Source organism: Blautia sp. aa_0143 (genome assembly GCF_004167315.1).
In the GTDB taxonomy this organism is placed as follows: domain Bacteria; phylum Bacillota; class Clostridia; order Lachnospirales; family Lachnospiraceae; genus Blautia_A; species Blautia_A fusiformis.
Genome location: NZ_RCXU01000021.1, coordinates 18,636 through 42,183, shown reverse-complemented (window position 1 = coordinate 42,183; position 23,548 = coordinate 18,636). Strand labels below are relative to the sequence as shown.

Annotated in this window: 35 protein-coding genes; 9 read left to right on the top strand and 26 right to left on the bottom strand. The window is 40.7% G+C overall.

From position 1 onward, the window contains the following. Positions 1-164: 164 nt before the first annotated feature. From EAI83_RS11785 to EAI83_RS11765, 9 genes are all read right to left on the bottom strand, one after another. Positions 165-611 (bottom strand): hypothetical protein, encoded by a 447-nt coding sequence (locus tag EAI83_RS11785; protein WP_129975467.1) that lies wholly within the window; start codon positions 609-611, stop codon positions 165-167. A 25-nt stretch (positions 612-636) separates the two neighbouring features. Then, entirely contained in the window at positions 637-2,631 is a 1,995-nt protein-coding gene (locus tag EAI83_RS11780; protein WP_129975465.1) for a hypothetical protein, read from the bottom strand. After that, on the bottom strand, positions 2,597-3,220 hold the full coding sequence (locus EAI83_RS11775) for a single-stranded DNA-binding protein (RefSeq protein WP_161206371.1): 624 nt from the start codon (positions 3,218-3,220) through the stop codon (positions 2,597-2,599). The genes EAI83_RS11780 and EAI83_RS11775 overlap by 35 nt, the downstream gene beginning before the upstream one ends. Then, a complete protein-coding gene (locus EAI83_RS17295) occupies positions 3,177-3,428 on the bottom strand; it encodes a hypothetical protein (protein WP_161206370.1) in 252 nt (83 codons plus the stop codon). Before EAI83_RS17295 ends, EAI83_RS11775 begins: the two co-directional genes overlap by 44 nt. Then, positions 3,425-3,574 carry a hypothetical protein gene (locus EAI83_RS17290; RefSeq protein ID WP_161206369.1) on the bottom strand — a complete coding sequence of 50 codons (150 nt, stop codon included), beginning with the start codon at positions 3,572-3,574 and terminating at the stop codon, positions 3,425-3,427. The genes EAI83_RS17295 and EAI83_RS17290 overlap by 4 nt, the downstream gene beginning before the upstream one ends. A gap of 134 nt (positions 3,575-3,708) precedes the next feature. Further along, positions 3,709-3,870, bottom strand: coding sequence for a hypothetical protein (locus tag EAI83_RS17285; protein ID WP_161206368.1), 162 nt, complete (start codon positions 3,868-3,870; stop codon positions 3,709-3,711). Further along, positions 3,870-4,172 carry a hypothetical protein gene (locus tag EAI83_RS11770; RefSeq protein ID WP_129975461.1) on the bottom strand — a complete coding sequence of 101 codons (303 nt, stop codon included), beginning with the start codon at positions 4,170-4,172 and terminating at the stop codon, positions 3,870-3,872. Before EAI83_RS11770 ends, EAI83_RS17285 begins: the two co-directional genes overlap by 1 nt. After that, positions 4,169-4,345: a hypothetical protein gene (locus tag EAI83_RS17280; RefSeq protein WP_158526463.1), complete on the bottom strand. Its 177-nt coding sequence runs from the start codon at positions 4,343-4,345 to the stop codon at positions 4,169-4,171. The genes EAI83_RS11770 and EAI83_RS17280 overlap by 4 nt, the downstream gene beginning before the upstream one ends. 31 nt (positions 4,346-4,376) lie before the next feature. Then, a complete protein-coding gene (locus tag EAI83_RS11765) occupies positions 4,377-5,141 on the bottom strand; it encodes a phage antirepressor KilAC domain-containing protein (protein WP_129975459.1) in 765 nt (254 codons plus the stop codon). Positions 5,142-5,190: 49 nt separating this feature from the next. Between EAI83_RS11765 and EAI83_RS11760 the strand changes: the two genes are divergently transcribed. Further along, the gene (locus tag EAI83_RS11760) at positions 5,191-5,730 is read left to right on the top strand and encodes a hypothetical protein (protein WP_129975457.1); all 540 of its coding nucleotides are present in this window, start codon (positions 5,191-5,193) and stop codon (positions 5,728-5,730) included. A gap of 69 nt (positions 5,731-5,799) precedes the next feature. Here the strand turns inward: EAI83_RS11760 and EAI83_RS17275 are convergent, their stop codons facing one another. After that, positions 5,800-5,955, bottom strand: a complete 156-nt coding sequence (locus EAI83_RS17275) for a hypothetical protein (RefSeq protein ID WP_161206367.1) — start codon at positions 5,953-5,955, stop codon at positions 5,800-5,802. A 165-nt stretch (positions 5,956-6,120) separates the two neighbouring features. Here EAI83_RS17275 and EAI83_RS11755 point away from each other — a divergent pair, with 165 nt between their 5' ends. The 3 genes from EAI83_RS11755 (at position 6,121) to EAI83_RS11745 (ending at position 8,914) form a co-directional block, all read left to right on the top strand. Then, positions 6,121-6,480 carry a helix-turn-helix domain-containing protein gene (locus tag EAI83_RS11755; protein WP_161206366.1) on the top strand — a complete coding sequence of 120 codons (360 nt, stop codon included), beginning with the start codon at positions 6,121-6,123 and terminating at the stop codon, positions 6,478-6,480. Positions 6,481-7,137: 657 nt separating this feature from the next. Next, the gene (locus EAI83_RS11750) at positions 7,138-7,968 is read left to right on the top strand and encodes a hypothetical protein (protein ID WP_129975453.1); all 831 of its coding nucleotides are present in this window, start codon (positions 7,138-7,140) and stop codon (positions 7,966-7,968) included. Between the two features lie 244 nt (positions 7,969-8,212). After that, a complete protein-coding gene (locus tag EAI83_RS11745; RefSeq protein ID WP_129975451.1) occupies positions 8,213-8,914 on the top strand; it encodes a LytR/AlgR family response regulator transcription factor in 702 nt (233 codons plus the stop codon). A gap of 223 nt (positions 8,915-9,137) precedes the next feature. Here the strand turns inward: EAI83_RS11745 and EAI83_RS11740 are convergent, their stop codons facing one another. From EAI83_RS11740 to EAI83_RS11710, 7 genes are all read right to left on the bottom strand, one after another. Continuing rightward, positions 9,138-10,553, bottom strand: a complete 1,416-nt coding sequence (locus EAI83_RS11740) for a GH25 family lysozyme (protein ID WP_129975449.1) — start codon at positions 10,551-10,553, stop codon at positions 9,138-9,140. Between the two features lie 344 nt (positions 10,554-10,897). After that, entirely contained in the window at positions 10,898-11,296 is a 399-nt protein-coding gene (locus EAI83_RS11735) for a hypothetical protein (protein WP_129975447.1), read from the bottom strand. Between the two features lie 378 nt (positions 11,297-11,674). Next, on the bottom strand, positions 11,675-11,878 hold the full coding sequence (locus tag EAI83_RS11730) for a hypothetical protein (RefSeq protein ID WP_129975445.1): 204 nt from the start codon (positions 11,876-11,878) through the stop codon (positions 11,675-11,677). Positions 11,879-11,940: 62 nt separating this feature from the next. Further along, the gene (locus EAI83_RS11725) at positions 11,941-12,186 is read right to left on the bottom strand and encodes a hypothetical protein (RefSeq protein WP_129975443.1); all 246 of its coding nucleotides are present in this window, start codon (positions 12,184-12,186) and stop codon (positions 11,941-11,943) included. Continuing rightward, a complete protein-coding gene (locus tag EAI83_RS11720; protein ID WP_129975441.1) occupies positions 12,183-12,611 on the bottom strand; it encodes a hypothetical protein in 429 nt (142 codons plus the stop codon). Before EAI83_RS11720 ends, EAI83_RS11725 begins: the two co-directional genes overlap by 4 nt. 171 nt (positions 12,612-12,782) lie before the next feature. Further along, a complete protein-coding gene (locus tag EAI83_RS11715; RefSeq protein ID WP_129975439.1) occupies positions 12,783-13,250 on the bottom strand; it encodes a hypothetical protein in 468 nt (155 codons plus the stop codon). Continuing rightward, on the bottom strand, positions 13,250-13,834 hold the full coding sequence (locus EAI83_RS11710; RefSeq protein ID WP_129975437.1) for a recombinase family protein: 585 nt from the start codon (positions 13,832-13,834) through the stop codon (positions 13,250-13,252). The genes EAI83_RS11715 and EAI83_RS11710 overlap by 1 nt, the downstream gene beginning before the upstream one ends. Positions 13,835-13,975: 141 nt before the next feature. On the opposite strand from EAI83_RS11710, the gene EAI83_RS11705 reads away from it, so the two are divergent. Continuing rightward, positions 13,976-14,209 (top strand): DUF6471 domain-containing protein, encoded by a 234-nt coding sequence (locus EAI83_RS11705; RefSeq protein ID WP_158526498.1) that lies wholly within the window; start codon positions 13,976-13,978, stop codon positions 14,207-14,209. A gap of 621 nt (positions 14,210-14,830) precedes the next feature. Here the strand turns inward: EAI83_RS11705 and EAI83_RS11700 are convergent. From EAI83_RS11700 to EAI83_RS11675, 6 genes are all read right to left on the bottom strand, one after another. Then, positions 14,831-15,424, bottom strand: coding sequence for a hypothetical protein (locus EAI83_RS11700; protein ID WP_129975435.1), 594 nt, complete (start codon positions 15,422-15,424; stop codon positions 14,831-14,833). A 924-nt stretch (positions 15,425-16,348) separates the two neighbouring features. Further along, positions 16,349-17,041: a hypothetical protein gene (locus EAI83_RS11695; protein WP_129975432.1), complete on the bottom strand. Its 693-nt coding sequence runs from the start codon at positions 17,039-17,041 to the stop codon at positions 16,349-16,351. Continuing rightward, positions 17,038-17,382: a hypothetical protein gene (locus EAI83_RS11690; protein WP_129975430.1), complete on the bottom strand. Its 345-nt coding sequence runs from the start codon at positions 17,380-17,382 to the stop codon at positions 17,038-17,040. The genes EAI83_RS11695 and EAI83_RS11690 overlap by 4 nt, the downstream gene beginning before the upstream one ends. After that, the gene (locus tag EAI83_RS11685) at positions 17,369-17,662 is read right to left on the bottom strand and encodes a hypothetical protein (protein WP_129975428.1); all 294 of its coding nucleotides are present in this window, start codon (positions 17,660-17,662) and stop codon (positions 17,369-17,371) included. Before EAI83_RS11685 ends, EAI83_RS11690 begins: the two co-directional genes overlap by 14 nt. 18 nt (positions 17,663-17,680) lie before the next feature. Then, positions 17,681-17,953: a hypothetical protein gene (locus EAI83_RS11680; RefSeq protein ID WP_129975426.1), complete on the bottom strand. Its 273-nt coding sequence runs from the start codon at positions 17,951-17,953 to the stop codon at positions 17,681-17,683. Positions 17,954-18,166: 213 nt separating this feature from the next. Beyond that, positions 18,167-18,385 (bottom strand): helix-turn-helix domain-containing protein, encoded by a 219-nt coding sequence (locus EAI83_RS11675; protein ID WP_129975424.1) that lies wholly within the window; start codon positions 18,383-18,385, stop codon positions 18,167-18,169. Positions 18,386-18,742: 357 nt separating this feature from the next. Here EAI83_RS11675 and EAI83_RS11670 point away from each other — a divergent pair, with 357 nt between their 5' ends. From EAI83_RS11670 to EAI83_RS11655, 4 genes are all read left to right on the top strand, one after another. After that, positions 18,743-19,114 (top strand): hypothetical protein, encoded by a 372-nt coding sequence (locus tag EAI83_RS11670; protein ID WP_129975422.1) that lies wholly within the window; start codon positions 18,743-18,745, stop codon positions 19,112-19,114. Between the two features lie 72 nt (positions 19,115-19,186). Further along, positions 19,187-19,390, top strand: a complete 204-nt coding sequence (locus tag EAI83_RS11665; protein WP_129975420.1) for a hypothetical protein — start codon at positions 19,187-19,189, stop codon at positions 19,388-19,390. An 89-nt stretch (positions 19,391-19,479) separates the two neighbouring features. Beyond that, entirely contained in the window at positions 19,480-19,710 is a 231-nt protein-coding gene (locus EAI83_RS11660) for a hypothetical protein (protein WP_129975418.1), read from the top strand. Then, positions 19,710-20,102, top strand: a complete 393-nt coding sequence (locus tag EAI83_RS11655) for a hypothetical protein (protein ID WP_129975416.1) — start codon at positions 19,710-19,712, stop codon at positions 20,100-20,102. Before EAI83_RS11660 ends, EAI83_RS11655 begins: the two co-directional genes overlap by 1 nt. An 876-nt stretch (positions 20,103-20,978) precedes the next feature. Here EAI83_RS11655 and EAI83_RS11650 read toward each other — a convergent pair. From EAI83_RS11650 to EAI83_RS11635, 3 genes are all read right to left on the bottom strand, one after another. After that, positions 20,979-21,647 carry a DUF4417 domain-containing protein gene (locus EAI83_RS11650; RefSeq protein ID WP_129975414.1) on the bottom strand — a complete coding sequence of 223 codons (669 nt, stop codon included), beginning with the start codon at positions 21,645-21,647 and terminating at the stop codon, positions 20,979-20,981. Between the two features lie 459 nt (positions 21,648-22,106). Then, positions 22,107-22,730, bottom strand: coding sequence for a GDSL-type esterase/lipase family protein (locus EAI83_RS11640; protein WP_015524905.1), 624 nt, complete (start codon positions 22,728-22,730; stop codon positions 22,107-22,109). 158 nt (positions 22,731-22,888) lie between these two features. Further along, complete coding sequence (locus EAI83_RS11635; RefSeq protein WP_192926489.1) at positions 22,889-23,488, bottom strand: DUF6465 family protein; 600 nt, start codon at positions 23,486-23,488, stop codon at positions 22,889-22,891. Positions 23,489-23,548: the final 60 nt, after the last annotated feature.

The window sequence follows — 23,548 nt, the reverse complement described above, 5'->3', positions numbered from 1 at the left end:
GTAGGAAGTTTGCCGCTACTGCACTCATAAACCTACAAGAATAAAAGTTTTAGATAACAAATATTTTGTTATGTTTTGTCTTGTGCTATAATATTCTGCGCTGTGCTGTGCTTTCTTATGCTCCTACTCTCATAGGCATATCAGTGCAGTAACGGCTGTCATATTTAATTAATCATTTCCCATATTTCTTCATATTCCGAGATGTTCTGGAATTTCTGTTTCACTGTCAGAAGTTCACTCCTGCAACGTTCTACGAGTGCTTTGTATTCGTCTGGTTTATTTAAAATCAGCTTTGTTGGTTTATATCCAGATGAACTGTCAGTTTTGTAGAAAACTCTGATTGTTGTCGGCTCCGACTCTTTATCCGGCTTCATTTCAACAATCTTGAGATTTCTTACAACTGATCTGGCTTCTGCGATTCTCCATTTCTCTGCTGCTTCGGTGTCATCCCACGTAAAGCACTTATGAAGTTCAGTATTCCCATCTCTAGCTTTTTCAAGAATCTGCTGTGGCGTAGCCGATTCCAATTCTTCACAGATTTCCATGATTTCATCTGCGCATTTCTGTGCATCGGCTTTGAATCTGTATGTTCCCCATGTGGCTAACTGCATTTTCTTCTCCTCCTTTTCTTAATTTTCAAATCCCTTTTACCTTCAATTCCCCATCCGAAACTCTCAGCAAAATCATCTGTGTATCTAATCCTGGAATCCTGTCCGAATTTATGCTTTCGGTATCGTCAACCCAAACCGGAAGCCGTAAGTCATTCATCTCCTGTAATCCCATCACAAGGTCAATGTCGCAAAGAATCCGATCGCTGTGGTTCAGACCGTTTGCGTAATCAATACCGTTGCAAATCATCCGGCAAGTTTCCAACGGTTCTCCATCCTGTGTGTAGTCAAGGAACTGGAACTGAAAATGTTTGAAGTGCGGATTAATCACTGCTGCCAGTGCCTTGTTCTTCTCAATGGAATACTCGGTCAACTGATCTACTTTCTGCTGAATGTTTGCCTGTTTCTGTGAAAGCTTCTTCTGTTCTTCCTGTAATGCTTCAAGGTTATTAGCTTTTTCCTCAAGCCTTGCGGTCTGAGTCTTAATCTTTGCTTCAACATCTCTGAGCTTTGCTTCCAGAGAATGACGGTTGTTGCTAAATAAAATCCTGTCATTTTCGCCGTTTCCGATGCCATTGAGACTTTCTTCCAGTGCTGAGATTTTGTCGCAAACAGCCTTGTATTCTTCATCATCAGACATATCCGGTTCTGGAATCGGTTTCTCCGCTTCTTTCTCTGTTTCTGCGATTTCAAGTGCCAGAGATGTGATTTCTTTCTTGGTAGTTTCAATAGCTGCTTCGGCTTCTTTCTTAGTTTCATTCGCTGTTTTCAATCCCTCGGAAGCTTCGTTGCCGTCCTCAGTGATCTGCTCCAGTTTGGTGCGTTTATTTTTCTCAAACTGTTCTTTCTCTCCTAATTTTTTGGATATCCTGGACTGCTTATTAAACTCAAACTTGCGTTTCGCAGTTTCCACCTGTTCTTCTGGAAGCGTCTGTCCGCATGTCGGACAAATAGCTAATGCCGGGTCAAATTCTTCTCCACGGATTGCAGTAAGTTCGGTATCGCCGCCCCACTTCTCTTTTAATGCTTCCGTATATTTCTTTTTAGCATGCGCCAATGCTGCTTTGTGGCGTTCAATTCCTTTGTTAGCGTGTTCCAGATCCATTTCGGCAAGTCTTAATTTGTTCTCGGCATTTTTCTTATCGGATTTCAGCGTATATAATAAGGAAGTTATTCTGTCATGTTTTTCTCTAGCTGTTTTACCAGCTTTCTCAACCAGTGCGTCACGTGAACGCTTCAGTCCTGCCAGCTCAATAGAAATCCGGTCGTATTCCCTTGAAGCATTACAGAGTACTTCCTCTTGCTTCTCGTTTTCTTTCAGCAAGTCAAGAAGATCGTCTCTCTGCGCCGGAAGTGTTTCATCGCATTCAACCTGTCGGCCCTGCTCTTTTCTGATCTGCTTTGCAATATCATCAACATCTGACTTGGCTTTTCTCAGGTCTCTTCTGCGGGCTTTTAAGATTTCTTCGATAGAATCTCCTTCCACACCTTCGTTCTTTATCCATTCATATTCCGGATGCTCTGCTCTGAACTGTGATTCACTGAATCCAGCTATTCCCCCCAGTGTTTCCCTTGCTTTTGCTGTTGCTTTCTGGATCTCATTCAAAAACACTCTGGCGTTGCTGCACATGGCAATCGTATCAGGATCGGCAATCCTTTTAAGAATCTCCATATACTCGGTTTTGTTTCGCTTAATTCCGTTGACGTAATATTCAACCGTATTAGATGATTTTCCTTTCTTGGTCTTTTTCTGGACAACATATTCCGTTCCGTCAACGTCAATAACCAGTTCTCTCACCACTGGATCATTAACTTCTTCACCGTCAACCTTCCGGCGGATATTGTTCGGGAGTGTTCCGTCTGCCAGTTTTCCGGTCAGAACATCAAAATATGCGTCCATCAGAGAAGTTTTGCCCTGTCTGTTTCTTCCGGAAACTTCTGTTCTTCCTGCGAAATCAAATTCTCTTGCTTCAAATTTCTTATAGTTTTCAACGCTGAGTTTTTTCAAAGTTACCTTTTTCATCTTTGATTTCCTCCATCTCCATTACTGAAACTTCGTATGCTGTTTTTCTAACATAGGAACCATCTGACTGCTTCTTCCAATAGTCACGGCTCTGCATACGTCCCTTTAATTTAACTTTTGTACCTACTTTCCATTCAGAAGCTTTCACCGCCAGGTCTCTCCAACAAATACAGGAGATATATTCTGACCGTTTGTATCCATTAATTGCCACGCAAACTTCGCAGATTGTCTTTCCTAATGGTGTTTTTCTCAGCACCGGCTTCTTGCAAATGTTTGCAGTCATTTCTACCGTATTCACAAGAAGCGTCCCTTCTGTGCTGACATCGTATGCTTCCAGATACATGTACTTTTTCTCTTGGTGATCCGCTCTGACCCATTTGGAACGGATTCTTCCCGAAACTTTTATCCAATTCCATTCCCGGAACGTACCTTTGAGTCTGTTCGGGATCTCAACAATGATATCGTCCGGTGTTCCGCTGAACCGATCACTTCTGACGACCAGAAAACTTTTGCCCTTCCTTGGCTTAAATTTGACTTCTGCCGGATCAGTTACGAATCCGGTCAGTGTTGCTCTGTTTAAATCTTGCATTTCTATTCTCTTTTTCCTTCCTTTTAATGTCGTGTACGAAGTCATTGATTTTAAGCATCACTGCCAGTCCGACTGTACTCATTAAGATGTAATCTAATGCCAGAATCGTGAGTGCATCCAAATCAGTCACAGCCCAACATACGGCAAAGAACACGATTGCCAGACCAGAAACTCCGAACACTGCAAGCCCTTCTAAATAAGTTCTCACTGTTTTCCTTTCCCCAGCAATCCCATTGCCAGCACTGTAGTCAGCAGAGCAATGATTGCCAGATCTTTGTTCCTTGCTTCCTTCTCAAGGTCTTCGATAATCTCAGAAGCAAGTGTTTTACTAGTTTCTTTAGTGATTTTAGACATTAAAAATGCCCTCCTGTGTTTTTATTTGTCAAATACAGGAAGGTGTGATATAATCAACCTGTATTTAACTTACTCAAGCTAAGTTAGATACGTGCTCCGGTTGGTGTTCCTGCACCGCCGGGGCTGCTTACAACTTAAATGCCTAACATGGCAGCCAGAACGTTTTTGTCGATGTAATCGTAATCTGAAGCATCAAGATAAGCTTCAACGGCTTTCAATCTGCCTGCCAGCATGGCATATTCTTCTTCAACGGTCTCCGGGATAAAATCCACGGAGCTTTCTTTTTCTACAGCCATCAATTTTCTTCCTCCTTTTCACAGTATGGACATGGGGCATTAAGTAACAGGTTGTTCAGCACCGCTTTTACAGATACAAAGTTTTCCTCCATATCACGTAATGCTTCGCACACATCATAATATTTTCTGCTTCCTTCAGTCGTTGTGATGCCGACGCATATCGTGCGATACGTCCCCAACTTTTCACTGCTGAAAACCTTACATTCAAAGCACACATTTGCTTCTGGAACTGTGTCCTGTGCTTTCCGGCACATTCCGTATAAGGTATCAGCATAAAGGTTAAATTTCTCTGCTTTCGTCATTTGTCCGCTCCCATCCCGGCGTTTACCGCCTTGAAGATCATCTGTTTTGTTTTTTCCTCTCCGAACGCTTTCGAAAAGGAACTGTAGGTACGAGATATGATCTCCGAAAGATCGTGGATGACTTCATTTCCCGCACCGTTGATTGATACGTTTCCTTTTTCACATTTAATCATCTGATTTTTACCTCCTGATTGTGCATCTGATTTATGATGCTGCTATCTGTTCAATCACCGGAAGAATTCCGTTCTCTTTCAACGTCTCATAAAGAAAGATTCTTCCTTTCTGTGACCACTTGGTATTCATCTTCACATCCGGTCTGCCATCTGATCTCACAATGTCAACTGTTTTGGAATGCGTATATCCCATTCCGTGATATTTACTGTATAATAACCACTGGTCGCTTTGCTTATACTGGATTCCCAGATCATGAAGGACTTCATTCATCCTTTTACCGGACATTCCATAATCTTTTGCAATCTGGGTGATTGTTACAAGCCCTGGATTATTCAAGATTTCATCGTAGTAGTCAGCTTTCGGTTTTAATTCTCCGATGATCTGATTTTTCATATTAACTTCTGTTGACAGCGACTTAACAGAGTCTTTCAGCTTCGCAATCGTCTGGTCCGCCATCTTTAATGCTCTGGCAAATACCTGTTCCGGCGTGTTCCAGGCTTTTTCGAGATCGATGAGATACTGTCGGCATTCTTTTCCTTTTTCAGTTCTACTCATAAGGCAAATGTGTTTCGCCATATCTACTGATAAAGAATAATCCTGTATTTCTCTGTGCGCTCCGTTATTTACAACCGTACCTGAAAGTACACTTGTAAAATCTTCGTTTTCAACGAATCCCTGAGAGTTTGTTTCGAACCATGCCGAAAATCGCTTACTGATTTCAAGAGAGTTATATAAATCTCTTGCTGATACAGTTGGTTCTTCACCACTGTAATTAATAGGTATTAATTCGTTCATTGTTCTCCTTTCTGTGTTATACTTTAATAAAAAAAACGGAGGGTTAATTATGCCAAACACTATTATTAAATTTGTTGTAGAAAATAAGTCTTTGCTTACAACCGTTATTGCGATCGCAGGATTTGTTCTTTCTCTATTTCAATTCATTCATTCACTTTGGAGTAAACGAACAAATATTTCTGTTTCATTGGAAACACTGTGCACTTTAAATGTAGAAAACAAAAAGTCTATCAAACTAGGTTTAATCTTTCAGAACAATTCATCTTCTCCTATAATTATTACCAAAGTTTCTTTACTTTTGAATCATCGCGCTTCGTATTCATGTGTTCTAACCCATAGATGGGTTGCTGAACGTTATTATCCAAAGCACAATGAAACAGATATTCCCATCACTGAAAGAATATTCAGTGCGGATTTTCCGATCTCTTTGCAATCATCACAAGGAATATTTGAAATTGTCCTATTTGACATTCCTGCTAATATTAAATTGAGCAAAGATTTTATCACATTAAAAATAATCACAAACAAGAAGAATAAAATATATACTCTTCAAGTACCAAAAGAAAGCAAAGATTTACTTTCGATTTAAGAAAAAAGTGATTATATTTAAAATGATTGCTGCAATAGAAAAGAAAAGCACTACATCGTATAAATTCATCTAATTTACCTCCTTTTTACTGGAATCGGCAATTTCCTTATCTCTAAGGGCTGACAGATAAACGATTGCCATATTTTTGTTTTCTTCTGATAATGTTGCGAAAATATCGGCAATTCGTTTTCCGTCTTCAATATCTTTGTTTTTTAATACTTCCATATTTTTCTCCTTTCTGTTTAGTGAGTTGTTTTTTTGTATCAGCTTTTCAACTTAGTTTAATATTACTACAACTCAGTTTATCTGTCAAGCATAATTTTAAACTCAGTTTAATTTTTATTGACTTTTCTTTCTCTAAGATGTATTATGATATTGGGAGGTGAGGAAATGACGGACATTCTCATTAGAGTCCGAGAGGTACTTTTGGAAAGTCAAAAATCCCAAACTGAGATAGGGAAAGCAATCAGAAAAACTCCTCAGTATGTTTGGAAACTTTTGAATGACGACAATGCTAATCCAAGTAAAAGCGTTATCAAAGACATTTGCCAAGCATTCGGGATTAACGAAGACTGGATCAATAAAGGAGAATTACCCAAGGATCTAAAATTGGACAAAGATTTCTCTTCTATATGTGCTGAAATAGGCACTGAGGATTCCAAGGCAAAAGAAGCTATTATGAAATACTATCAATTATCATCAGAAGACAAAGAATTGTTTTGGAAGTTCATTGAAAGGTTCGCCAAATAGAAAGAAGCAGGGATTAATCTCCCTGCTTCTTTTCTTTCTCAAAAAGAGTATGTGTAAAGCTATAAATCATCGCCAAGAATCTTACGCTTTCTATCTTTTGTATCATACTAATAATTTCTTTCTTATAGTCCATAAAATAACCCTCCCTGTTTGCAAACTACTGCCTACATTAAAGTATATGCTCGATTAGCAGATGGAATACCGCGAACTTATGTTTGCATTATATCCTATAATATGTCTAATAAAGCGGAATAAGTGGGATGAAATAATATTTCCACGAGGTAATTGCCAATGGTATACCGGAATATTTACAATCGCATAGAAATTATTCGTGATAGCAAAGGTAAAATCATTCCTCTTTGGAGCAAAATAAAATACAAGCATAGGAATATGCTGCATCTGTTTCGTGACATTTCTTTTGACTGTTGGTTGTCTGTGCATATGTTGTTCGGAACAAATGCTAGTACCTCTGTTTGTATATTCTTCTACGCATACCGGTGAACTGATGATGTAGTTGACGTATAATATAATTCCGATAATGGCCAGAATTTGTTTGAATGTTTTCATTGATAACACCTCGAATTTTATTATATTTCACTATACTACTTGTGCTTTAAATGATATAATGTATACAAATTTTACTAAGGAGGATTTACTATGAAAAAGCATTTAAAATTATTAGCGGCGCTTGGTGTCACAAGCATTTTGGTTTCATCCACTTCTATCCCGACGTTTGCAGAAGACTTTGTTTTATATGATGAAAACGGAGTACACGTCGAAACAAAAGGCTTAACAGAGTCGCCATCAAAAGGAACCATTGGTTTGTATATCGAAAACAATTCTGATCTGAATTTAGGTATTGCACCTTACGCATATGCCATAAACGGCATCATGGCTGGTGGCGACCAATATGGTCTTAATTCTGCCGATGTTGCGCCAGGTAAAAAAGCAAATTCTACTATAGAACTTACCAGTGCTTGGGAAAAAACCAATTTTTATAAAGATTATCAAATGGATGAATTGAGCAGCTTCGATATTTTGCTGTGGGCTTATGATAATTCAAAAAGCTTTAAAGCTTTCGATAGTGGTCAGGTGCATGTTGATGTAACTGGAGCCACGGAAACATCTTCACCTGTGTTAAGTAACGTTCAAAACATATATGATAAAGATGGTATTAGCGTTGATTTTGTATCATCAAAAGAGAACAGTTTCACGTTTTGCATCACGAATACAACGGGTCAGTATTTTGTTTACGATGTAGTTTCTGAAACTTATAATGACTTTACAACTTCCGATGTGAATTATGAACTGTGCAACAAATATTTGCTGAATAATTGTAAAACAATTATAACCTTAACTCCAACTGACGATTTCCTTTCAATGAACGAGATTTCTGAAATATCAAAAGTAGATTTCGCATTAACAATCAGACCGTTGGCTGAATATGAAGGTGAATATACTACAGATTTAATATCATATCAGAAGTAAAATATAATTTTCTCATATCTTTTATTTATGGACTGACTGCCGGATATTTAAGCACTTTTATTAACACAGGAGAGCAGCTTTAATAAATTTCCGGCAATTCAGCCCATTTACAGTATTAAACTGCTGTAGTATAATATCTGTATAAATACTATCTACATTGTAAATTCTACAACATTTCACCGTAAAAATTGGTAAATTGAATAAATAGCATGTTTTCGCATAACGAAAAAAGGGTGTGATATAAATGCGAATAGCGATACTTGACGATAACCAGCTTGATATTGATTATTTCAAGGCAAGGGCTGAGTCATTTTTGAAGAAAAAGGGCGACAGAACGTACCAGATTTCAGAATACACTTCTGGTGTCCCTCTTGTGGATGATGTGAAAGACGGTGAATGGTTTGACTTGATCGTGTTGGACATCATTTTAAAAGACGGCGAAAATGGTATTGATGTAGCATATAAGTTACGTGGCTCTGGTTATTCCGGAAGTCTGATGTTCTGGACAGCTCATGCCGGCTACATGCGTGATGCTTTTGATGTTCAGGCAACACAGTATGTTATCAAAGGGCATGAAGATGGAAGGGTGTTTTCCGTAATTGATACTACACTTGGAAGATTGGAAGAACGGATGCTCACTGTAAAATTCAAAGGTGATTTCCACAGGGTTTTCTTTCGTAACATCGAATATATAGAAAGCCGTGGTCAAATGTGCATCATCCATCGCACGTGCAGGCATCAGTATGGTTTTTACCGGCGTCTGCATGAGATAGAAAAAGTTCTGGATCGGCGTTTTGTCCGGTGTCACCGCAGTTATATCGTAAACATGGATTACATCGCAAACATTGCATCTGACATCAAGATGATTTCCGGTGATATCGTTTCAATATCGCAGAACCGAAAAAGAGAAATAGAACAGATATATCAGGAATATCTCGAAGAATAAGAAAAGAGTCGGGTTTTTATGCCCAACTCTTTTCCTGACTGTCCACTCGTGCCGCTGCTAACAGCCTCGAATTGGGACATACAGCTCTTCCGTTCATGCACGGTGGAATCAGTCTGCACTCTTCACTTGTGCGTAGCCACACAGGAAACTTTACATCATAAGTTCAACCCCTGTGCGGCTGTTGATAGTATACCTTGTTCTGAAGGAAAAATCAATCAGAACGTTATTTCGTATTTGCTTTCATATGCTCAATCACTCTCTTCCAGGTATCAATGCCGCAAGTTCCATTTGCCTTTACGCCAACATTTTTCTGGAAAACTTTGAGGGAATCATATGTGTCATTCCCGAACTGTCCGTCAACTTCCACTCCCAGCATCGCCTGAAGCATTGCCACAGCTGTACCGGAACTGCCCTTTCTCAGAATCGGAAGTCTTGTCTGGAAGGTACCGGTAAGCGTAGTTGAAGGTGTACTTACTTTTGCACCGGTGGTAACAGCAATAGCCACGTGGTGATTATCGTTCAGGAGGATATCTCCTGCCTTTAAATAGTCACCAGATGTCAGATACTTACTATCCGTCAGTACTTTTGCGCCAGCAGCCTTCATTGCAGCTCTCATGTTCCGTGTTGTCAGATAGATGCTGACCGCTTTGAGTTTTGCGTTATTTAAGCGATACCCAGCCCCCTTGACGATAGCTGCTGTACTCGCACTGCAATCAGATTCGCAAGCTACCGTGATCTGTGCTGGATCGTAATTACTTGCCTTTAAGTGCTGCCAGAATGAATATCGGTCATTGCTGTTTCCGGCAGTACCCTGATCGTACCCGATGAGATTGTTCTGGGCCGCTTTTGTCGCCATATCTGCAATCATGGCTGCGATTTTTGCGTCATTGAATCTCAGGACACAGAGCCACGGTCTGCTGTACCAGTTCATAATCCGATATTCTGTACCAGTCTGATCTCCTGCTTTCCCACCTGCATACCTTCCATTTTCGTCATGTCCGCAGTTACTGATTTTTACCATTTTAGTTTCTCCTTTCTGTGCCGTTCCTCTATAATCCTTGTAGAACACATCCATATCAACATTTCCGCTGATACCGGATACTTTTCCTTTGCTGGAATACTGCCATCCAATTCCTGCTTTTGGTTTTACCCTTGTTTGCATTGTTCCATTATCGGGGTCTGGGTAATGTGCAATCCAGCACTCATACTTTCTGAGTGCGTCAGTCAGAACGCCGTTGTACCAGTCCAGATTGCAGTAGATACCGACCTTATAACCAGCTTTTTTCATCCTTGTCAGAAATGCGACTGCAATGTTTTCGACTGCCTGTTTGCCGAGTTTTCGCTGATTAGACCACTCAAGGTCGTAGAACACCGGGAAGTCCAGTCCTCGCCCGTTCAGTGCGGCAATCACATCTTCCGCTTCGTCAATCGCCTGTGCCGGTGTCAGAGCGTATGAATACTTGTAACCGCCGACAAGGATTCCGTTGCTCTTGCATCCCTTGTAGTTGTACTCGAATGAGCTGTCAACGCCGGACCTCTGATGCACTCTCAAGATTGCGAATTTAATGCCGGATTTAGCCACTTTCGCCCAGTCTGGTTTCCCCTGATTGGATGATACGTCAATTCCTTTAATTTCCAATTTATCAACTCCTTTTTATGAAATTTTCAAAGTTTCTTAATCAACAAAATGGGAATACGGGAAATTATCTTTTTTCTTGGCCTATAACATAGTACCATCCATACCAGTTATTATCATGTTTTACGCGAAAATACAAAACATCTCTTTGGTTAAACGCACTAGATGCTATTTGAAGAATGCGATTTTCTGCCAGACAAACTTGAATGATATTCCACCAGTACGTTCCCATAGTAGCATCAGGCGCTTCTGGATCAGAAGCTGACTCATAACGAACATCGCACAGAATGTTCCTTTTAGGTATATCAGCAAATTTTTCGTAATGAAAATAGCCATTCAGCGCCTTACTATTTAATCTTCAAAACTGCAACTTTGAAAGTAAAATTACCTGTCGGATTTCCTAAAAAACAAATGGCCCAATTTTGAGTAGCTTCTGTTCCACTTACTCCACGAGTTACAGTATACTTCCACCCCATTCGATCTTCTGACCAGATTGAGATGATCATGTATTCCGTAACATTAATTTGCAAATCGTATGCTTGTTTTTCGGATTTCGCAGTGATGGTTCTTGTTAAAAACTCTATTCCTGGCAGGTTACTATTTAATTCATTAAGTGCCCCAATCACCGTCTGGTTGCTCGTCTGCAAGTTGCTGATGACCGCATTGGTCAGTTTCTCAACAATCCAGTTCCAGATTCCGCTGAACGGCGAAAGCTTGTTTGCCTTTGCCGCTGCATCGTAAATCATTAAGGAATCTGTTCCTGTGTCAGTGATGCCACATCAACCGCAACGGAAAAAGTCTGATAGTCCGCAAGCTTGGTTTTTGACTGGTCAAAGTACAGTGAAACCTTGAGCATGCCTTGAAATGTATGTAAATCAACAGGCAGGCGGCAAGGCATTTCCGCTTGTCCCCCGTCGGGTAAGCCTGTTGGTTTTACCAGCTTGGAAACAAAAAAAGAGCAGACTCCAAGACGGTATCACGGGAAACGGGTCACTGTTTCAACCCAAGTAAATATCATCTTAAAAGTCTGCTCAATATTTTGTTTTTCGTACAATATAACAAGATATAGGTGCTACTCGTTACTCATTCATTATACCGCAACCCGGCAAAAATAGCAATGGTTTTTACCACGCTGGGCTAGGATTTTTCCGCCGGTTGTTGTCGTTCTGGGCTTTTGTGATAGCTTTCGCAAAAGCACGTCCGTCCAGATTGATCGTGTTGGAAATGTACTGCGGAGATGAGCTTCCACCGGCATTCATGTTCATCATCGCCATGGCAACGCCCTGTGTTACCGCCTGTGTCATTTCTTCCTTGGTATATTTCTCCATGTTGAAGCAGTTCGTGTCTTAAAACCGAAATCGCATCAGTAATTGATTGAGAACTGGTGTTGCTATTCGCTGTCGTTAAGTTCATACTCGCAGCCCCTTTCCTGTGCATTGCAGTACACCAGAAGGTGCTCTGCGATTTCCTGAAGCTGAACCGGATCGTATTTCGGAATTGCAACCATTTTGCCTTCAAGCATTGGGGATAGTGCGAATACCGGTGCGTCCGTAACAATCGTTGCTTTTATCAACATAGCTGCTACGTCAACTGGTTCTGACGGTAACAGTTCATAGATTCCTTTTTCTTTATTCATGCCTCTTCTACCTCTCCAAAATATTCTTTGTATAGCTCATAGTCATTTCTTCCAATCAGGTCTTTAACCTTGTATTTTTGCTCCATTTGAAGATTACTGTATGTGTAAATGGTTTTTGTGGCCTGTATACGATAATCGCCGACGTCAGTGATTCCGCTTTCAGTCTCGATTTTTTCTTTAGCTGAAAACCAGTTTCCGTTCGGGGTTAAGAAGTAAGCTCTTTGCACTGCTCTTCCGAGTGCGATATATTCCAAACTAGCTTCGTCCGTAAAAACCTTTTTCGCCGATTCTGTATCGTACAGCATTCCGTCCTCCAGAACAGCTTTCTTGTGATGATACTCGTACGAGCGGTCATGAGCTAAAGGCTTTTCAAGCGGATGGCATTCAGAAGACCTTTTTTGTTTTTTAAAAAATTTTTCAAGCATCGTCTTTTACCTACCTTTTCCGAAAATACTGTGTCAAGGCTTCACGGGTGATCTGTGACACGCTTTTGCCGGTTCGGTTCTTTTCAGCTATAAGTCTTTGCTCCAGTTGGTACGGCAACCGGATGCGGATGGATTCACCTTGTGGATTGTTCTTTTTCATGGGATGTATCCTCAACTTACTATTTCCACTGGATATCCTAGCTTTTCTTCAAGCTCAGCTACCGTTATTTTGCGTGGCTTATTTAATTTGATTTTCACATCTTGTACCGCACCATCTTTGTTTTTGGCAATCCCGCGCCCAGTGTATATATCAGCTTCTTCATTAGCGTATACACTGAGATGATTATATCCATATGTACGGCACCACCTAGCAGCCAAATCAGAAATTTTCATCAATTCTTCCAACTCATTCCCGAATAAGTGCGAATATAATATAGCTCGATCATACATTTCCTGTGTTACTGCTGACAGCGCAATCACGCTTTTATATGGGCTTCCGATAAAGCGGAAAAATCTGCATGATTCCATTACTTTTTCGCCTTTCGGAAGTGCAAAGCCTTGAGAAATTGCCATCTTAAGAAGTTTCGCTGATTCAACATCACTTTCTGTGATAACACACTTATTTGTAAAGTCTATCATTACTGTTCTCCTCCCAACATTTTATATAGTGTTCCTCTTGACACTCCCATGATTTCGGCAAACTGAACTTTGGTAATTTCCCCAGCCTGCCATCTTTGCTTTGTTTTCTCGAAGAGTTCTTTGTCTACCTCTTTTTTTGCTCGTCCTTTATACTTGCCCTGAGCTTTCGCGATTGCGATACCCTCTTTCTGACGCTGGTGGATACTTTCTCGTTCTCTTTGTGCCACGTATGAAAAGACCTGCAAAACGATGTCTGCGATTAATTTTCCAGTCAAGTCTCTATTCCGCGTAGTATCAAGTAATGGCATATCTTGTACAATAATGTCTGCTCCAATCTCTTTAGTGATTTTTCTCCACTCTTCTGTAATCTCATCGTAGTTTCTGCCAAGTCGGTCAATCGAATGGACTACCAGCACATCGCCTTTCTTAAGAGAAGCGATCATCTTCTGATACTCTGGACGGTTGAAATCCTTGCCGGACTTCTTATCCATATAAATTTTATCAACGACTTCTTCTCTCAATGCCTCCATCTGTCTCGCTTCGTTCTGCTCTACTGTTGATACTCTTGCATATCCAATTTTCATGTATAATCCCTCCCGTTTATTTATAAGTCAATTATACATCTAATTGATTATATTTGCAAGTAGCTCATACACATTTATGAGTATTTTTTATTGACTATTGAAACGTTTTTGATTATGATAATGTTAATAGGAGGTATTTATATGGTTTCTGATAAGATAAAGCAAATAATGAAGATGAAAAAAGTAACCAGTGTTCAATTAGCTCAGCACCTTGGGATGCTCCCGCAATCACTTGCAAATAAATTTTCAAGAGGAAGCATATCCGCAGATGAACTAATTCAGATTCTTGATTTTCTGGAATGTCAATTGATAATTGAGCCAAAACCAGATGTGTCAATCAAACTGACCACTGATGATCTCAAAAGGGAACCGTAATGGTTCTCTTTTTTTATTGCCCCTCCCTGTCTGGGATGAAATTGCAGCTAAAGTTTATTCTGCTCATATTTAAGCTCTCCGCTGCGGAGAAGTCAGGAGCTGCACCCGATTCGTCAATCACAATCTTTTACTGTGCATGATCACTAGTATCATTGCAATTCTTATTACCAAATTCTGCATCATTTCATTCATTCTTCATACCTGCCTTTCTTGGTATTGCCTTATTTTGTGTTGGCAGAGAAACCGTTAAGGCTTACGGCTTGTCGTGTTGCAATCACTATCTCTGCCATGTGAAAAGGGCCTTTTTGTTGTTTTATTTGCTTTGGGGGCTCACCCGGCTTCTGGTGGCTTTTCCTCCAAGGGGGTCCCCGTCTCATCCGTACGCTATCCGGTCAGCCCGCCGCCCCATGGGACCCGCTGCACCGGATCACGCTGTTGTTGTTCGGCCTTCGGCAGTAGTCAGAGGAAGTTGACGCCGCTTTTCGTTCGTCATATTGCACAAATTTTCTCACGCTGTTCATTGTACATTTTAAGTACACCCTATTTATACATCGCAACAAACTATATATTGTGTTTCCGTCTTGATTAATACAATATATTGTGTTTTTGCTGCTTTCGTGCTTACAGCTTCGGCCGTTCCATCTCTGGAAGCTCCAGCGCGTCCTTGTACCGGTCCGCGATCTGCTGCGCTGACTGCTGCGGGATACCTTGCACATGATCCGCCTGGACCGGTGCTGTCTCTGCCATGCCGTATGCAGCTTTCGCAACGAAGATCAGGTTTGCATTTGTTCCGGGTTGGTTATGCAGTCTATTAAGCGTGCAGTTTTTGCAAATATCGAACCATTTTTTCACCGTGTTGCTATGTGCTGTGGCGGTTCTATAGTCCCCGCGCATCCAATCGCTAAACGTTGAGCGGTTAATTCCTACCAGAAAGCTAAATACTTCCAAAGTTGGTAAAACATGATACTTACTGCATAGCCTTACAAACACGCTAAACATATGATCTAATAACTCTATATCATCGTTACTAGGTTTCTGTATGTGATCAGCAATATAAAATATCATATCAACAAAACTGTCAGCTACTTCTTTTCTGTAATTCTCACTATCAGGTGATACACATAACACTGTATTAATATATTCATCAGCATATATATTAATATTGCTCAAATATACTTCTGTTTCCTTTTCTGTTTTGATAGTATTATCTTTCACTGTATCACCTCACTTTACAACGTTAATCTATTAATTTAGCAAAATAAAAAGGACGATAATAAACCGGTCAGCAATCGAAGAACACGCCCAGCAGCTACAACCAGTGCCGGAAGTTCCATAAATGCTTTTCAGTTTTTTATATCGTCCTTTGTTTAAAAATCGTAAATGTATTTGCTTATCTGCCATTTACAATAGCACATATAAACCTTTAATGCAAGCATAAATTTATTTTTATTGCTCAAGGTATAATAAAATACCTATTGATAAAATAATCCGTTATAACTCAATATACAGTGTTATAGAGCTATATATATTATAATATAGTGTATCTAAGTATATATTAATAAACTCAGAATCTAGGAGGGGCTTAAAAGATGTTATTATACGGTACTGTATAGAATTAATTAATAGGGGATTATATATATAATATAATTACAGGGCGTTTTGGCACAGAAAAAGCCAGGCTTCCGGCGTCTGATCCGGTTACCTGGCTGAATGATTTTTATTAATTTCGATTAGCTCGCCCCTCCTGAGTTCCTCGTTGATGACACGATAGCACATTTTACAAAAACCTGTCAAGCCAAAAGCAAAAAATATTTTTCTTGACAAAACAAACGTTTGTGTGCTATGAATAATTTAACAGATCTCGGCGGCGGGTCTGTTCTCCCCTCGTTAGCCGCCACAAAAAAACGAGTTTAAGCCCCTGGAGATTGTCCAGGGGCTTTTTTCTTTCCACAATGGGGCTATTAATTTCGGGTATTAGCTTAATAGCTAACAGTCTAACTTTACATTCAGGCAAAAACGCCTGTTCCAAAATGGGACTATTAATGTTTTGTTAGCTTAATAACTAATGATCCAATTTTACATTCGTCATAAAAATGACGTTATAGTTATAATAGTATAATCATTGTCAACTGTCAATAATCACATTAAAAACACCGGGTTTCCGCAGCTGTCAATTTCGGTTGTGGCTTCTTGCCCTGCGTCAAGATACACTGTTTTTACATCTTCAAAAATTCGTCGCTCTCTGTCTATCGTGTATTTTTTATGCAGTGCGTAAACAGTGCCGGAGATTCCCGGAAGTACCGGCGCATAAGCTGGCAAACTCAGCGCCACTTTTTCCGGTGGCAAAATGTCAACAACTTCGACATTATCAATTCTCAGCAAATCCTCATGTCGGCCCAGGCTTGGAAACCGCCTCGGATACTTCAGCATTTTATAAATTATGTCAACTTCCTTTTCGCTTTTTGGCTGAATGTGTAAACGCAAATTCAGATCTGCAACAAAATCAACTAAAACCGGCGTATTAACCCAGCCTGTGAACCCCGGGCCGTTTTTCACTCGGACGGGAAAACGCTTTTTAAATTCTTCCGTTTCTGATCCGGCATAAGCTCCTCCCTTCCAGCGTTTTGTAAACTCCTGTTCGTTCATCGTTCCATTCCCGGATATTGATATATTCATGTCGTGCCAGCTGCTCCACCGGCACAAAAAATGGACCATCCCGGCAACTGTAGAAAAAGGCGGCAGTGGGTACGTATATACCCTTTTCCCGGCGTGTGAAAAAGGCGTTGCGAAAACGCCCTTTTCCATATAGCCCTCTATTAACACTGTCTTCATGGCTCTTCGGCCTCGCATCTGAAGCCGAAAAGGATATCTTCGTAAAGCTGATCGGGAATTTCCTCTTCCATCAGTGGCTTTCGGTTTTCGGTTCTAAGCTCTTCGTCAAGACTTGCGTCGATATCTCTGAGAGCCTTTTCCCTACTGAAGCCCATTTTTACAACTTCGTTTAAAAGATTGATTGTTTTTTTCATGTCTTTTTCCTTTCTTTGTGGTATAATATTATTGTCGCTTACAGAGGATGTTCTGTAAGTGGAGCGACCAACAATTCCGGTCGCCGAGGGTTGAAACAATAATTTTAAGTGTAAAGAGCTGATTTCCGGCTCTTTATTCTTTTGCATTTTTCCCGTCCCCGTAACATTTATAAAACGCCACTGTAAGCTCCGCCAGTTCCTGCGGCGTAAGCTTTTCTTTTAAGCTGTCCGGGATACGGCTGTAGTTGGCCGCAAAAGTATCACGACACTTTCCTATCTTGCAGGCTTTTTTGACCTGCTCGAGCTTGTACATTTCTCCAAGCTCTTCTACGGTGATTCCACCGTTTTTAACTTCTTCCCGTCCTTCTTTTGTCAAGATGGACATTGCTTCTTTCTTGCTAACAACTCCGATTCCGTTGATTCTCATTTCTTTCCCCTCCTTGTTCTATTCTTCAAATCCCGGATACGGCTTGAAAGTTTCAGCCCATTGTGCCTCGTCTTCTTCCGTCCACTCCGGCTCCTCTTCCGGCTCAACCTCGTAGGAACATCCGGCAGCGTCCTCAAAGATGTTATCTTCGTATTCGGTCATCCACTGACCGTCTACAAGGCAATCATATCCGGTTGCGTGGATGAATCCAACGCCGTCCTCGAAACGATCGAACGGCATGTTTTTAAGTTGTACCCTTCTTGTAGCTTTTCCAGCCTCTGTATTTTTCATTTCACCCCTCCTGATCCGCCCCGCTGAGGGCTGTTTGCTTGGTTTTTATTCACTTACAGTTATTTGCTATTTTCACATCATAACAATAATGTTTTCCGTATTTTTCAAAATAAAATTTTTCCAAGTTTGCCATATTATAACCACTTCCTTTCTATGGTTACAGTATAGTCTATTTTCGTGTATTTGTCAATAGTCTATTTCCATGTATTTTACTTATTTTTTATACTCCATGATATCAGACGGTTGACAGTTCAATAATTTGCATAATGTGCAGATGACTTCACAAGTTACATTTTCGTTTTTAGTCAGCTTTGCTACTGTATTAGAATGTAATCCGTTGTTTTTTAACCACTGTTTATTAAGTTCTTTCTTTTTTAATACGTTCCATAGCTTTGAAAAATCAATATAACCATTCTTTCCATAATCGGCCATTGTTTTTCACCTCCTTATTTATAAATATATGATAATAGATTTTTGGCATTAAGTCAATGTCTATTTTTATGTACTATTTGCACAAAAATAAGCTGTGTTATATGGTCTATTTTCGTGTATCTTGTGTATTTACTTTTAGTCTATTATCGTGTATTATATAACCATCAAAGGAAAACAAAAAACATTCACCCCCGGACGCTGATCCGGGAGAAAGAGAGGGAATAAAATGAAAGACACTATCCTTAAAGCTTTATCAAATATCAACTGCTTTTATTCAATCATCTGGATGAAAGCGACAGGTAAAGACAAATACACATTTAGAGAGGAAAGCAAAGTCCACTTGTAAGGCTTTCGGAAGTGGAGAAAATTGCAAAAAAATTTTCTGAAGTCGATTACGACGAGCACAGCGGCGAAATTCTGGCGGGATGCAATGTTTATGTGCATTGCCAATACGAATATGGAATTTTCAAAGATGCTGCCGCCGATCTTCTCCCAGTTGCTGAAATGGTATTGAGCAACAAGAAAAAATATAGTGGTCACGCAATCGCAGACAACAAAGAAAAAAGCGTTCACATCATTCACTATCAGGGCGTGCAATGGACGCTTGCGGAGTTTGAAAAAGATAAAAACGCCGCTTATAAATATAAACCTACATACTGGATTAATAGCGCAATGGATTTAGCTATTGCAATGTGGCGGTTCAAAAATCTTGGTACTATTTACGCATAACAGGGCCGGCAAGCGTACCGGGGAGTATTTCCCCGGCGGCCCTTTAAAATAAAAAATCAGGAGGAAAAGAAAATGATTAAAATTTACATGTGGTACGGCGATAAAAAGGAACAGGCAACAGGACTTGATATCTGGTTTAACGATCTCGGTTGTTTTTATTCTGGAAATATTACAATTTTTGGAAAAATAGTGGGCGATTATTACGTCGACAGCGTGCAAGAAATTTGCGGAGCGTTCCCGCATCTGGAAAAGAAAATCAATGATTGTTTAAACTAGGCGTAATGGTTCCGGCCGGGTTCGATTCCCGACGGCGCCCTTTTATTTTAACACCCGGCTCCCATGGGTACAGGGAAGAAAGAAAAGACATGAAGAAGAAAAACAGCTATATCGCCGTACAGGTGACAGAGAACGGAAAAAACTATTCTTACGCTATCAAGGTTTCTGAAAGTGATAACTTACTTTCAAAACTGGCGATAAAAGGCATCGCAGCGGCGAACCTTTGCGGATCCAGGAAAGAAGCTGAAGAAGTTGTTACAGCCTGGAACGAATGTTTCAAAAGCAATGGTTCTTATATGTTCGGAGAGGTGTTCTGCTAATGAGCGAAAAAATAATCGGAATCAGAAAACCCACGCAAAAGCAAACCATCACCGCTATAAAAAGCGGTGATTTTTCAGAAGTTGAAAAGATAGAGGATACCGCACGCCAGGAAGCGGCAAAGGTTTTTCTTGCGGTCGCTTCCGGTTCTGTGCCGTTGATCTGGTACGACCTTCCGCCGGTGCGGTGTCAGTCTGGGGTCGTGTCCGTCATGCGGTACGCCCTGCACCGGTCAACGAAAAAAGACGGTTTTTTACAGCTGTCTTGCATGGAGCTTAAAAACGAGCAGACCATCCCGACTTCTGACAGGCAATACAACACCACTGACGGCGGTTTTTCGGAGTTTTTCCGGGACTTGCCCCGGTCAATTGATGTTAATTTTTTAGAGCAGTGAAAACGCTGCTCTTTTTCTGCTACTCTTCCGGTATCCAGTCCGGCGCCAGGTTCACGGCCTGGGGAGCGGATCAGACTTGTAAAATCTATCTACAAGCCGTGTGCCTTGACAACTTAATATTTTTCTTGTCTAGAAATGCGGTTGTTGATTTGCTTTTTTCACCGTTTTCCGTCTTTTTGGCGTTCCTTGATGTTTTTACCATTGCCGGATTTACAAGCCGTTTTTGCGTGCTTTCGTCAATCAATACTCACAGTTGACGGGGCTCCGGTATGGTGATACTATGATTATATATAGCCGTTTCCGGCTCTTTTTGTCGTGCCTCTGTGCAGCTGGCACCGATCCGGGGCGCAGTGTCCGACCAGTGGCAAAAGTATGTTCCGTTTTGGATCTACTGTACAACCGCCCTATTCGGCTTTTTAACGGCCATTTAGATTCCGGTCGAAGAAGTGTAGCCTTATTCGTTTTGCGGGCGTTGTGGGCGAAATTAGAGTGCCAGTTATTGATGCCTGGGAAATCCCGGCACCGGTCCGCAGTCTTTTGCAGGATGTTCATGCCAGTTGTGAAACGAACAATATTTCTGGCGGTTCTTGAATATTTGCAATATTCAGACACAGAAAAATGCCGAAAAACGGTGAAAAAAAGAACAGCTGGAAAATAACCTTTATTTCTGGATTTCCATTTTGTCTATCTTGCATATATTAATTCATAGCATCTTCCGAGGGACTGTGAAAAAACACGAATCAGTTCAATTTATTTAATCCCTCAGATTTTCTCCTAGCCGTATTCTTCGTTTTGTATGTGGTCCGTTGTTTCCGGACTTTCATCTTCTGTTCCGTCTTATCTTTCTTCCTACGTACTTTATTGTGTGATGATCGCTCAGTTGAGAATCCCATATTTTCCCTCCCTGTCCTTAATCTTCTGGTTTCTGCTTTTGAAGTTGATAATTTCTATATCTGTTTGCAGTTCCTGCGGTATCCGTCCAACGATGATTACTCTCAGTGGCTCCAATCTCCGGACCATCTCTTGAAACCCCTTGCAAAATTCCAGTCGTGATGCTTTCGACTTCACTCGCCCATTGGTGCAGCAGGCAACCGTGCTTCTTTTTGGTATTCCGTCAAAAATCCAATCATAGCAGTATTCTGGTGGTATGTTCACGTTTGGAATCATGCGGATTCCGTTCATATACAGATAATGTGCTATCGCATGATTGCGGTACTTCTGCCAGATGTTCATCGCAAATGGCATGCCACCTTCTCCGACTGCCATGCTGAAATCCGGTGCGATCACACTGTTAAAGCATTTTAGATGCTCGATATATTTGTCTGGACAATTCCAGATTTTCTCAAATTGGTTGTCGTGGATGTAGAAATTGACGGTCAAGTCCCTGTGGTTCTTTATCCGCCGGTCGAAGCTGTCCTTGAAATCTACAGTATCCGTTCCAGGTCTGCCGGTATACCGTGGCATCATGGGGAACTGGTATGGTCTGTCCAGCTCTGCTCCCTCGATCATATATTCTCTCATTACGTCATATGCGGTATGATTCATGGTTATCACCCCTTAAAAACACAAAAAGACATCCTGTTCCGGGAATTGGAACCGATGTCGTCATTAGTATGTTTTCATACTACCAGATATTTAGTTAAATGTCAAAAAATTACATCTCTGCTCTTCCGTTCATCTTTTGTATATTATTTAGATTGCAAATGCGTAAGTGTAGTTAAATTCTTTTTCGCATCCATCCACATAGTTGATTTTCCTGTAAAATACGGCGTGTCGTTCTGAGAACTTATTTAAAAAGATGATCGAGGCGCAGGAGCGTCAGATGTCCGGCAGTTCCCAGGGCGGCCAGCAGTACTAAATCTGTACGCGCAGGTAGTTTCATTGCTATGCTGAGTTGATCTAAGCTCATGCAAAAAAAGATGCTGTCTGACAGAACTGAAAACCTGCCAGGCAACATCTTTTTATTTTATATAAGATCCAAAAGTCTTAAAATCCTATATTCATTTACAGCAATTCCTGTACTTTTCGATATACAACCTCTGCAAATTTCTTATGTCCTGCTGCATTCAGATGTTCCTGATCTGCGTCACAGCAATGTACATAGGATGCTGCCGGAAGGAAACTGATATGACGTTCAGCTGCGATTTTTTCATAAACAGGCTGCAGATTTCTGGAAACGATCACAGACTCTCTGGAAAACTCCTGGTCATATCCTTCCTGCCATACTTTTTCTCCCAGATAGATGGGAGACATGAGAAGGACTTTCGCTCTTGGTGCGTATTCCTGGATCTGATCCAGCAGTCTTGTGATTCCCTTTCCGATTACATCTGCGGATGCTCCAAAAACAGTTTTGCAGTCATTGGTTCCCAGCATTAGAGTGATCACATCCGCCTGGGCATGTGTTTCCAGAAGTGTGGGAAGAAGTGCAGTTCCTTTTCTTCCGTCGCGGAGCGGATCTTCGAAAACCGTTGTTCTTCCGCACAGTCCTTCCTCGATCACGCGATATTCTTCTTTATTCAGTTTTTCCTGGAGAAGGCTTGTCCAGCGTACTCCCCACGGTAGTCTCTCTCTGCTCTCTCCGTCATATCCCCATGTATTGGAATCTCCAAAGCATAATATCTGTTTCATTTTACCATATCCCTATCTATTTAGTATGTTATTACTTGAATGAATAATAACATGCTATTTGGAATTGGTCAAATATGCAAAAGAAATAGCCTGCTATAGGCATTCTCTATAACAGGCCAATATATATATTTTAAAATACTGTTCGATGAAGATTTTGTTTACAGTCCGATAAATCCTGTAACATCTCCGTTGATCACATAATGTGCACCATTATCTTCGGGTTTAATGTAGATTTTGAGATCTTTCAGTTCAGAAGCTTTTTTGCCCATATCCTCTGTCCAGATCTTTTTGATCCTGTCAGCAACCTCTGAAGTATGTATCTCTTTGCCCCAGTACTGAACATATACTTCTGTCACTGGCTCAGCTTTCTTGGCTGCTGTCTTTCTTGTTGTTTTAGTTGCTGTTGTCTTAGCAGCCGCCTTGGTTGTTGTTTTCTTAGCAGCAGTTGTTTTTCGTGTTGTTGTCTTCTTGGCGGCTGTTTTCTTAGCCGGCTCTTCTAATTTTACAGCTGTTGTTTTCTCTTCATCAGATTTTACTTCTGCTGCTTTTACTTCTACTGGTTTCGCAGCAGCAGGTTTTACCTCTGCTGTCTTCTCAGCTGCTTTTGTCTCTACAGAAACTTTTGCATCGTCTGTCTTTGGTGTCTCAGCCTTAACAGCTTTCTCTTCGGATGCGGTTACTACAGATTTTGCAGGAGTCTCGCTTACTGAAGCCGTTTTTACAGTTGTCTTGGTTGCAGCTTTCTTTGTTCTAGCCATGTTTATAGCCTCCTTACAAGGGATTTGTTAATCTTTTCTCATGCAATACAATACTACGAT

Coding starts and splice junctions, on each gene's coding strand:
- EAI83_RS11635 (WP_192926489.1), bottom strand. CDS start 23,488: ATGGCTAGAACAAAGAAAGCTGCAACCAAGACAACTGTAAAAACGGCT.
- EAI83_RS11735 (WP_129975447.1), bottom strand. CDS start 11,296: ATGATTTACGATGCAGCGGCAAAGGCAAACAAGCTTTCGCCGTTCAGC.
- EAI83_RS17285 (WP_161206368.1), bottom strand. CDS start 3,870: ATGGCTGTAGAAAAAGAAAGCTCCGTGGATTTTATCCCGGAGACCGTT.
- EAI83_RS11680 (WP_129975426.1), bottom strand. CDS start 17,953: ATGAAAAATACAGAGGCTGGAAAAGCTACAAGAAGGGTACAACTTAAA.
- EAI83_RS11660 (WP_129975418.1), top strand. CDS start 19,480: ATGAAGAAGAAAAACAGCTATATCGCCGTACAGGTGACAGAGAACGGA.
- EAI83_RS11640 (WP_015524905.1), bottom strand. CDS start 22,730: ATGAAACAGATATTATGCTTTGGAGATTCCAATACATGGGGATATGAC.
- EAI83_RS11655 (WP_129975416.1), top strand. CDS start 19,710: ATGAGCGAAAAAATAATCGGAATCAGAAAACCCACGCAAAAGCAAACC.
- EAI83_RS11765 (WP_129975459.1), bottom strand. CDS start 5,141: ATGAACGAATTAATACCTATTAATTACAGTGGTGAAGAACCAACTGTA.
- EAI83_RS11755 (WP_161206366.1), top strand. CDS start 6,121: ATGACGGACATTCTCATTAGAGTCCGAGAGGTACTTTTGGAAAGTCAA.
- EAI83_RS11770 (WP_129975461.1), bottom strand. CDS start 4,172: ATGACGAAAGCAGAGAAATTTAACCTTTATGCTGATACCTTATACGGA.
- EAI83_RS17280 (WP_158526463.1), bottom strand. CDS start 4,345: ATGATTAAATGTGAAAAAGGAAACGTATCAATCAACGGTGCGGGAAAT.
- EAI83_RS11780 (WP_129975465.1), bottom strand. CDS start 2,631: ATGAAAAAGGTAACTTTGAAAAAACTCAGCGTTGAAAACTATAAGAAA.
- EAI83_RS11685 (WP_129975428.1), bottom strand. CDS start 17,662: ATGAGAATCAACGGAATCGGAGTTGTTAGCAAGAAAGAAGCAATGTCC.
- EAI83_RS11695 (WP_129975432.1), bottom strand. CDS start 17,041: ATGAAGACAGTGTTAATAGAGGGCTATATGGAAAAGGGCGTTTTCGCA.
- EAI83_RS11665 (WP_129975420.1), top strand. CDS start 19,187: ATGATTAAAATTTACATGTGGTACGGCGATAAAAAGGAACAGGCAACA.
- EAI83_RS11650 (WP_129975414.1), bottom strand. CDS start 21,647: ATGAATCATACCGCATATGACGTAATGAGAGAATATATGATCGAGGGA.
- EAI83_RS11725 (WP_129975443.1), bottom strand. CDS start 12,186: ATGAATAAAGAAAAAGGAATCTATGAACTGTTACCGTCAGAACCAGTT.
- EAI83_RS17275 (WP_161206367.1), bottom strand. CDS start 5,955: ATGGAAGTATTAAAAAACAAAGATATTGAAGACGGAAAACGAATTGCC.
- EAI83_RS11690 (WP_129975430.1), bottom strand. CDS start 17,382: ATGCAAAAGAATAAAGAGCCGGAAATCAGCTCTTTACACTTAAAATTA.
- EAI83_RS11730 (WP_129975445.1), bottom strand. CDS start 11,878: ATGGAGAAATATACCAAGGAAGAAATGACACAGGCGGTAACACAGGGC.
- EAI83_RS17290 (WP_161206369.1), bottom strand. CDS start 3,574: ATGTCTAAAATCACTAAAGAAACTAGTAAAACACTTGCTTCTGAGATT.
- EAI83_RS11720 (WP_129975441.1), bottom strand. CDS start 12,611: ATGCTTGAAAAATTTTTTAAAAAACAAAAAAGGTCTTCTGAATGCCAT.
- EAI83_RS11745 (WP_129975451.1), top strand. CDS start 8,213: ATGCGAATAGCGATACTTGACGATAACCAGCTTGATATTGATTATTTC.
- EAI83_RS11785 (WP_129975467.1), bottom strand. CDS start 611: ATGCAGTTAGCCACATGGGGAACATACAGATTCAAAGCCGATGCACAG.
- EAI83_RS11710 (WP_129975437.1), bottom strand. CDS start 13,834: ATGAAAATTGGATATGCAAGAGTATCAACAGTAGAGCAGAACGAAGCG.
- EAI83_RS11705 (WP_158526498.1), top strand. CDS start 13,976: ATGGTTTCTGATAAGATAAAGCAAATAATGAAGATGAAAAAAGTAACC.
- EAI83_RS11775 (WP_161206371.1), bottom strand. CDS start 3,220: ATGCAAGATTTAAACAGAGCAACACTGACCGGATTCGTAACTGATCCG.
- EAI83_RS11715 (WP_129975439.1), bottom strand. CDS start 13,250: ATGATAGACTTTACAAATAAGTGTGTTATCACAGAAAGTGATGTTGAA.
- EAI83_RS11675 (WP_129975424.1), bottom strand. CDS start 18,385: ATGGCCGATTATGGAAAGAATGGTTATATTGATTTTTCAAAGCTATGG.
- EAI83_RS11750 (WP_129975453.1), top strand. CDS start 7,138: ATGAAAAAGCATTTAAAATTATTAGCGGCGCTTGGTGTCACAAGCATT.
- EAI83_RS11760 (WP_129975457.1), top strand. CDS start 5,191: ATGCCAAACACTATTATTAAATTTGTTGTAGAAAATAAGTCTTTGCTT.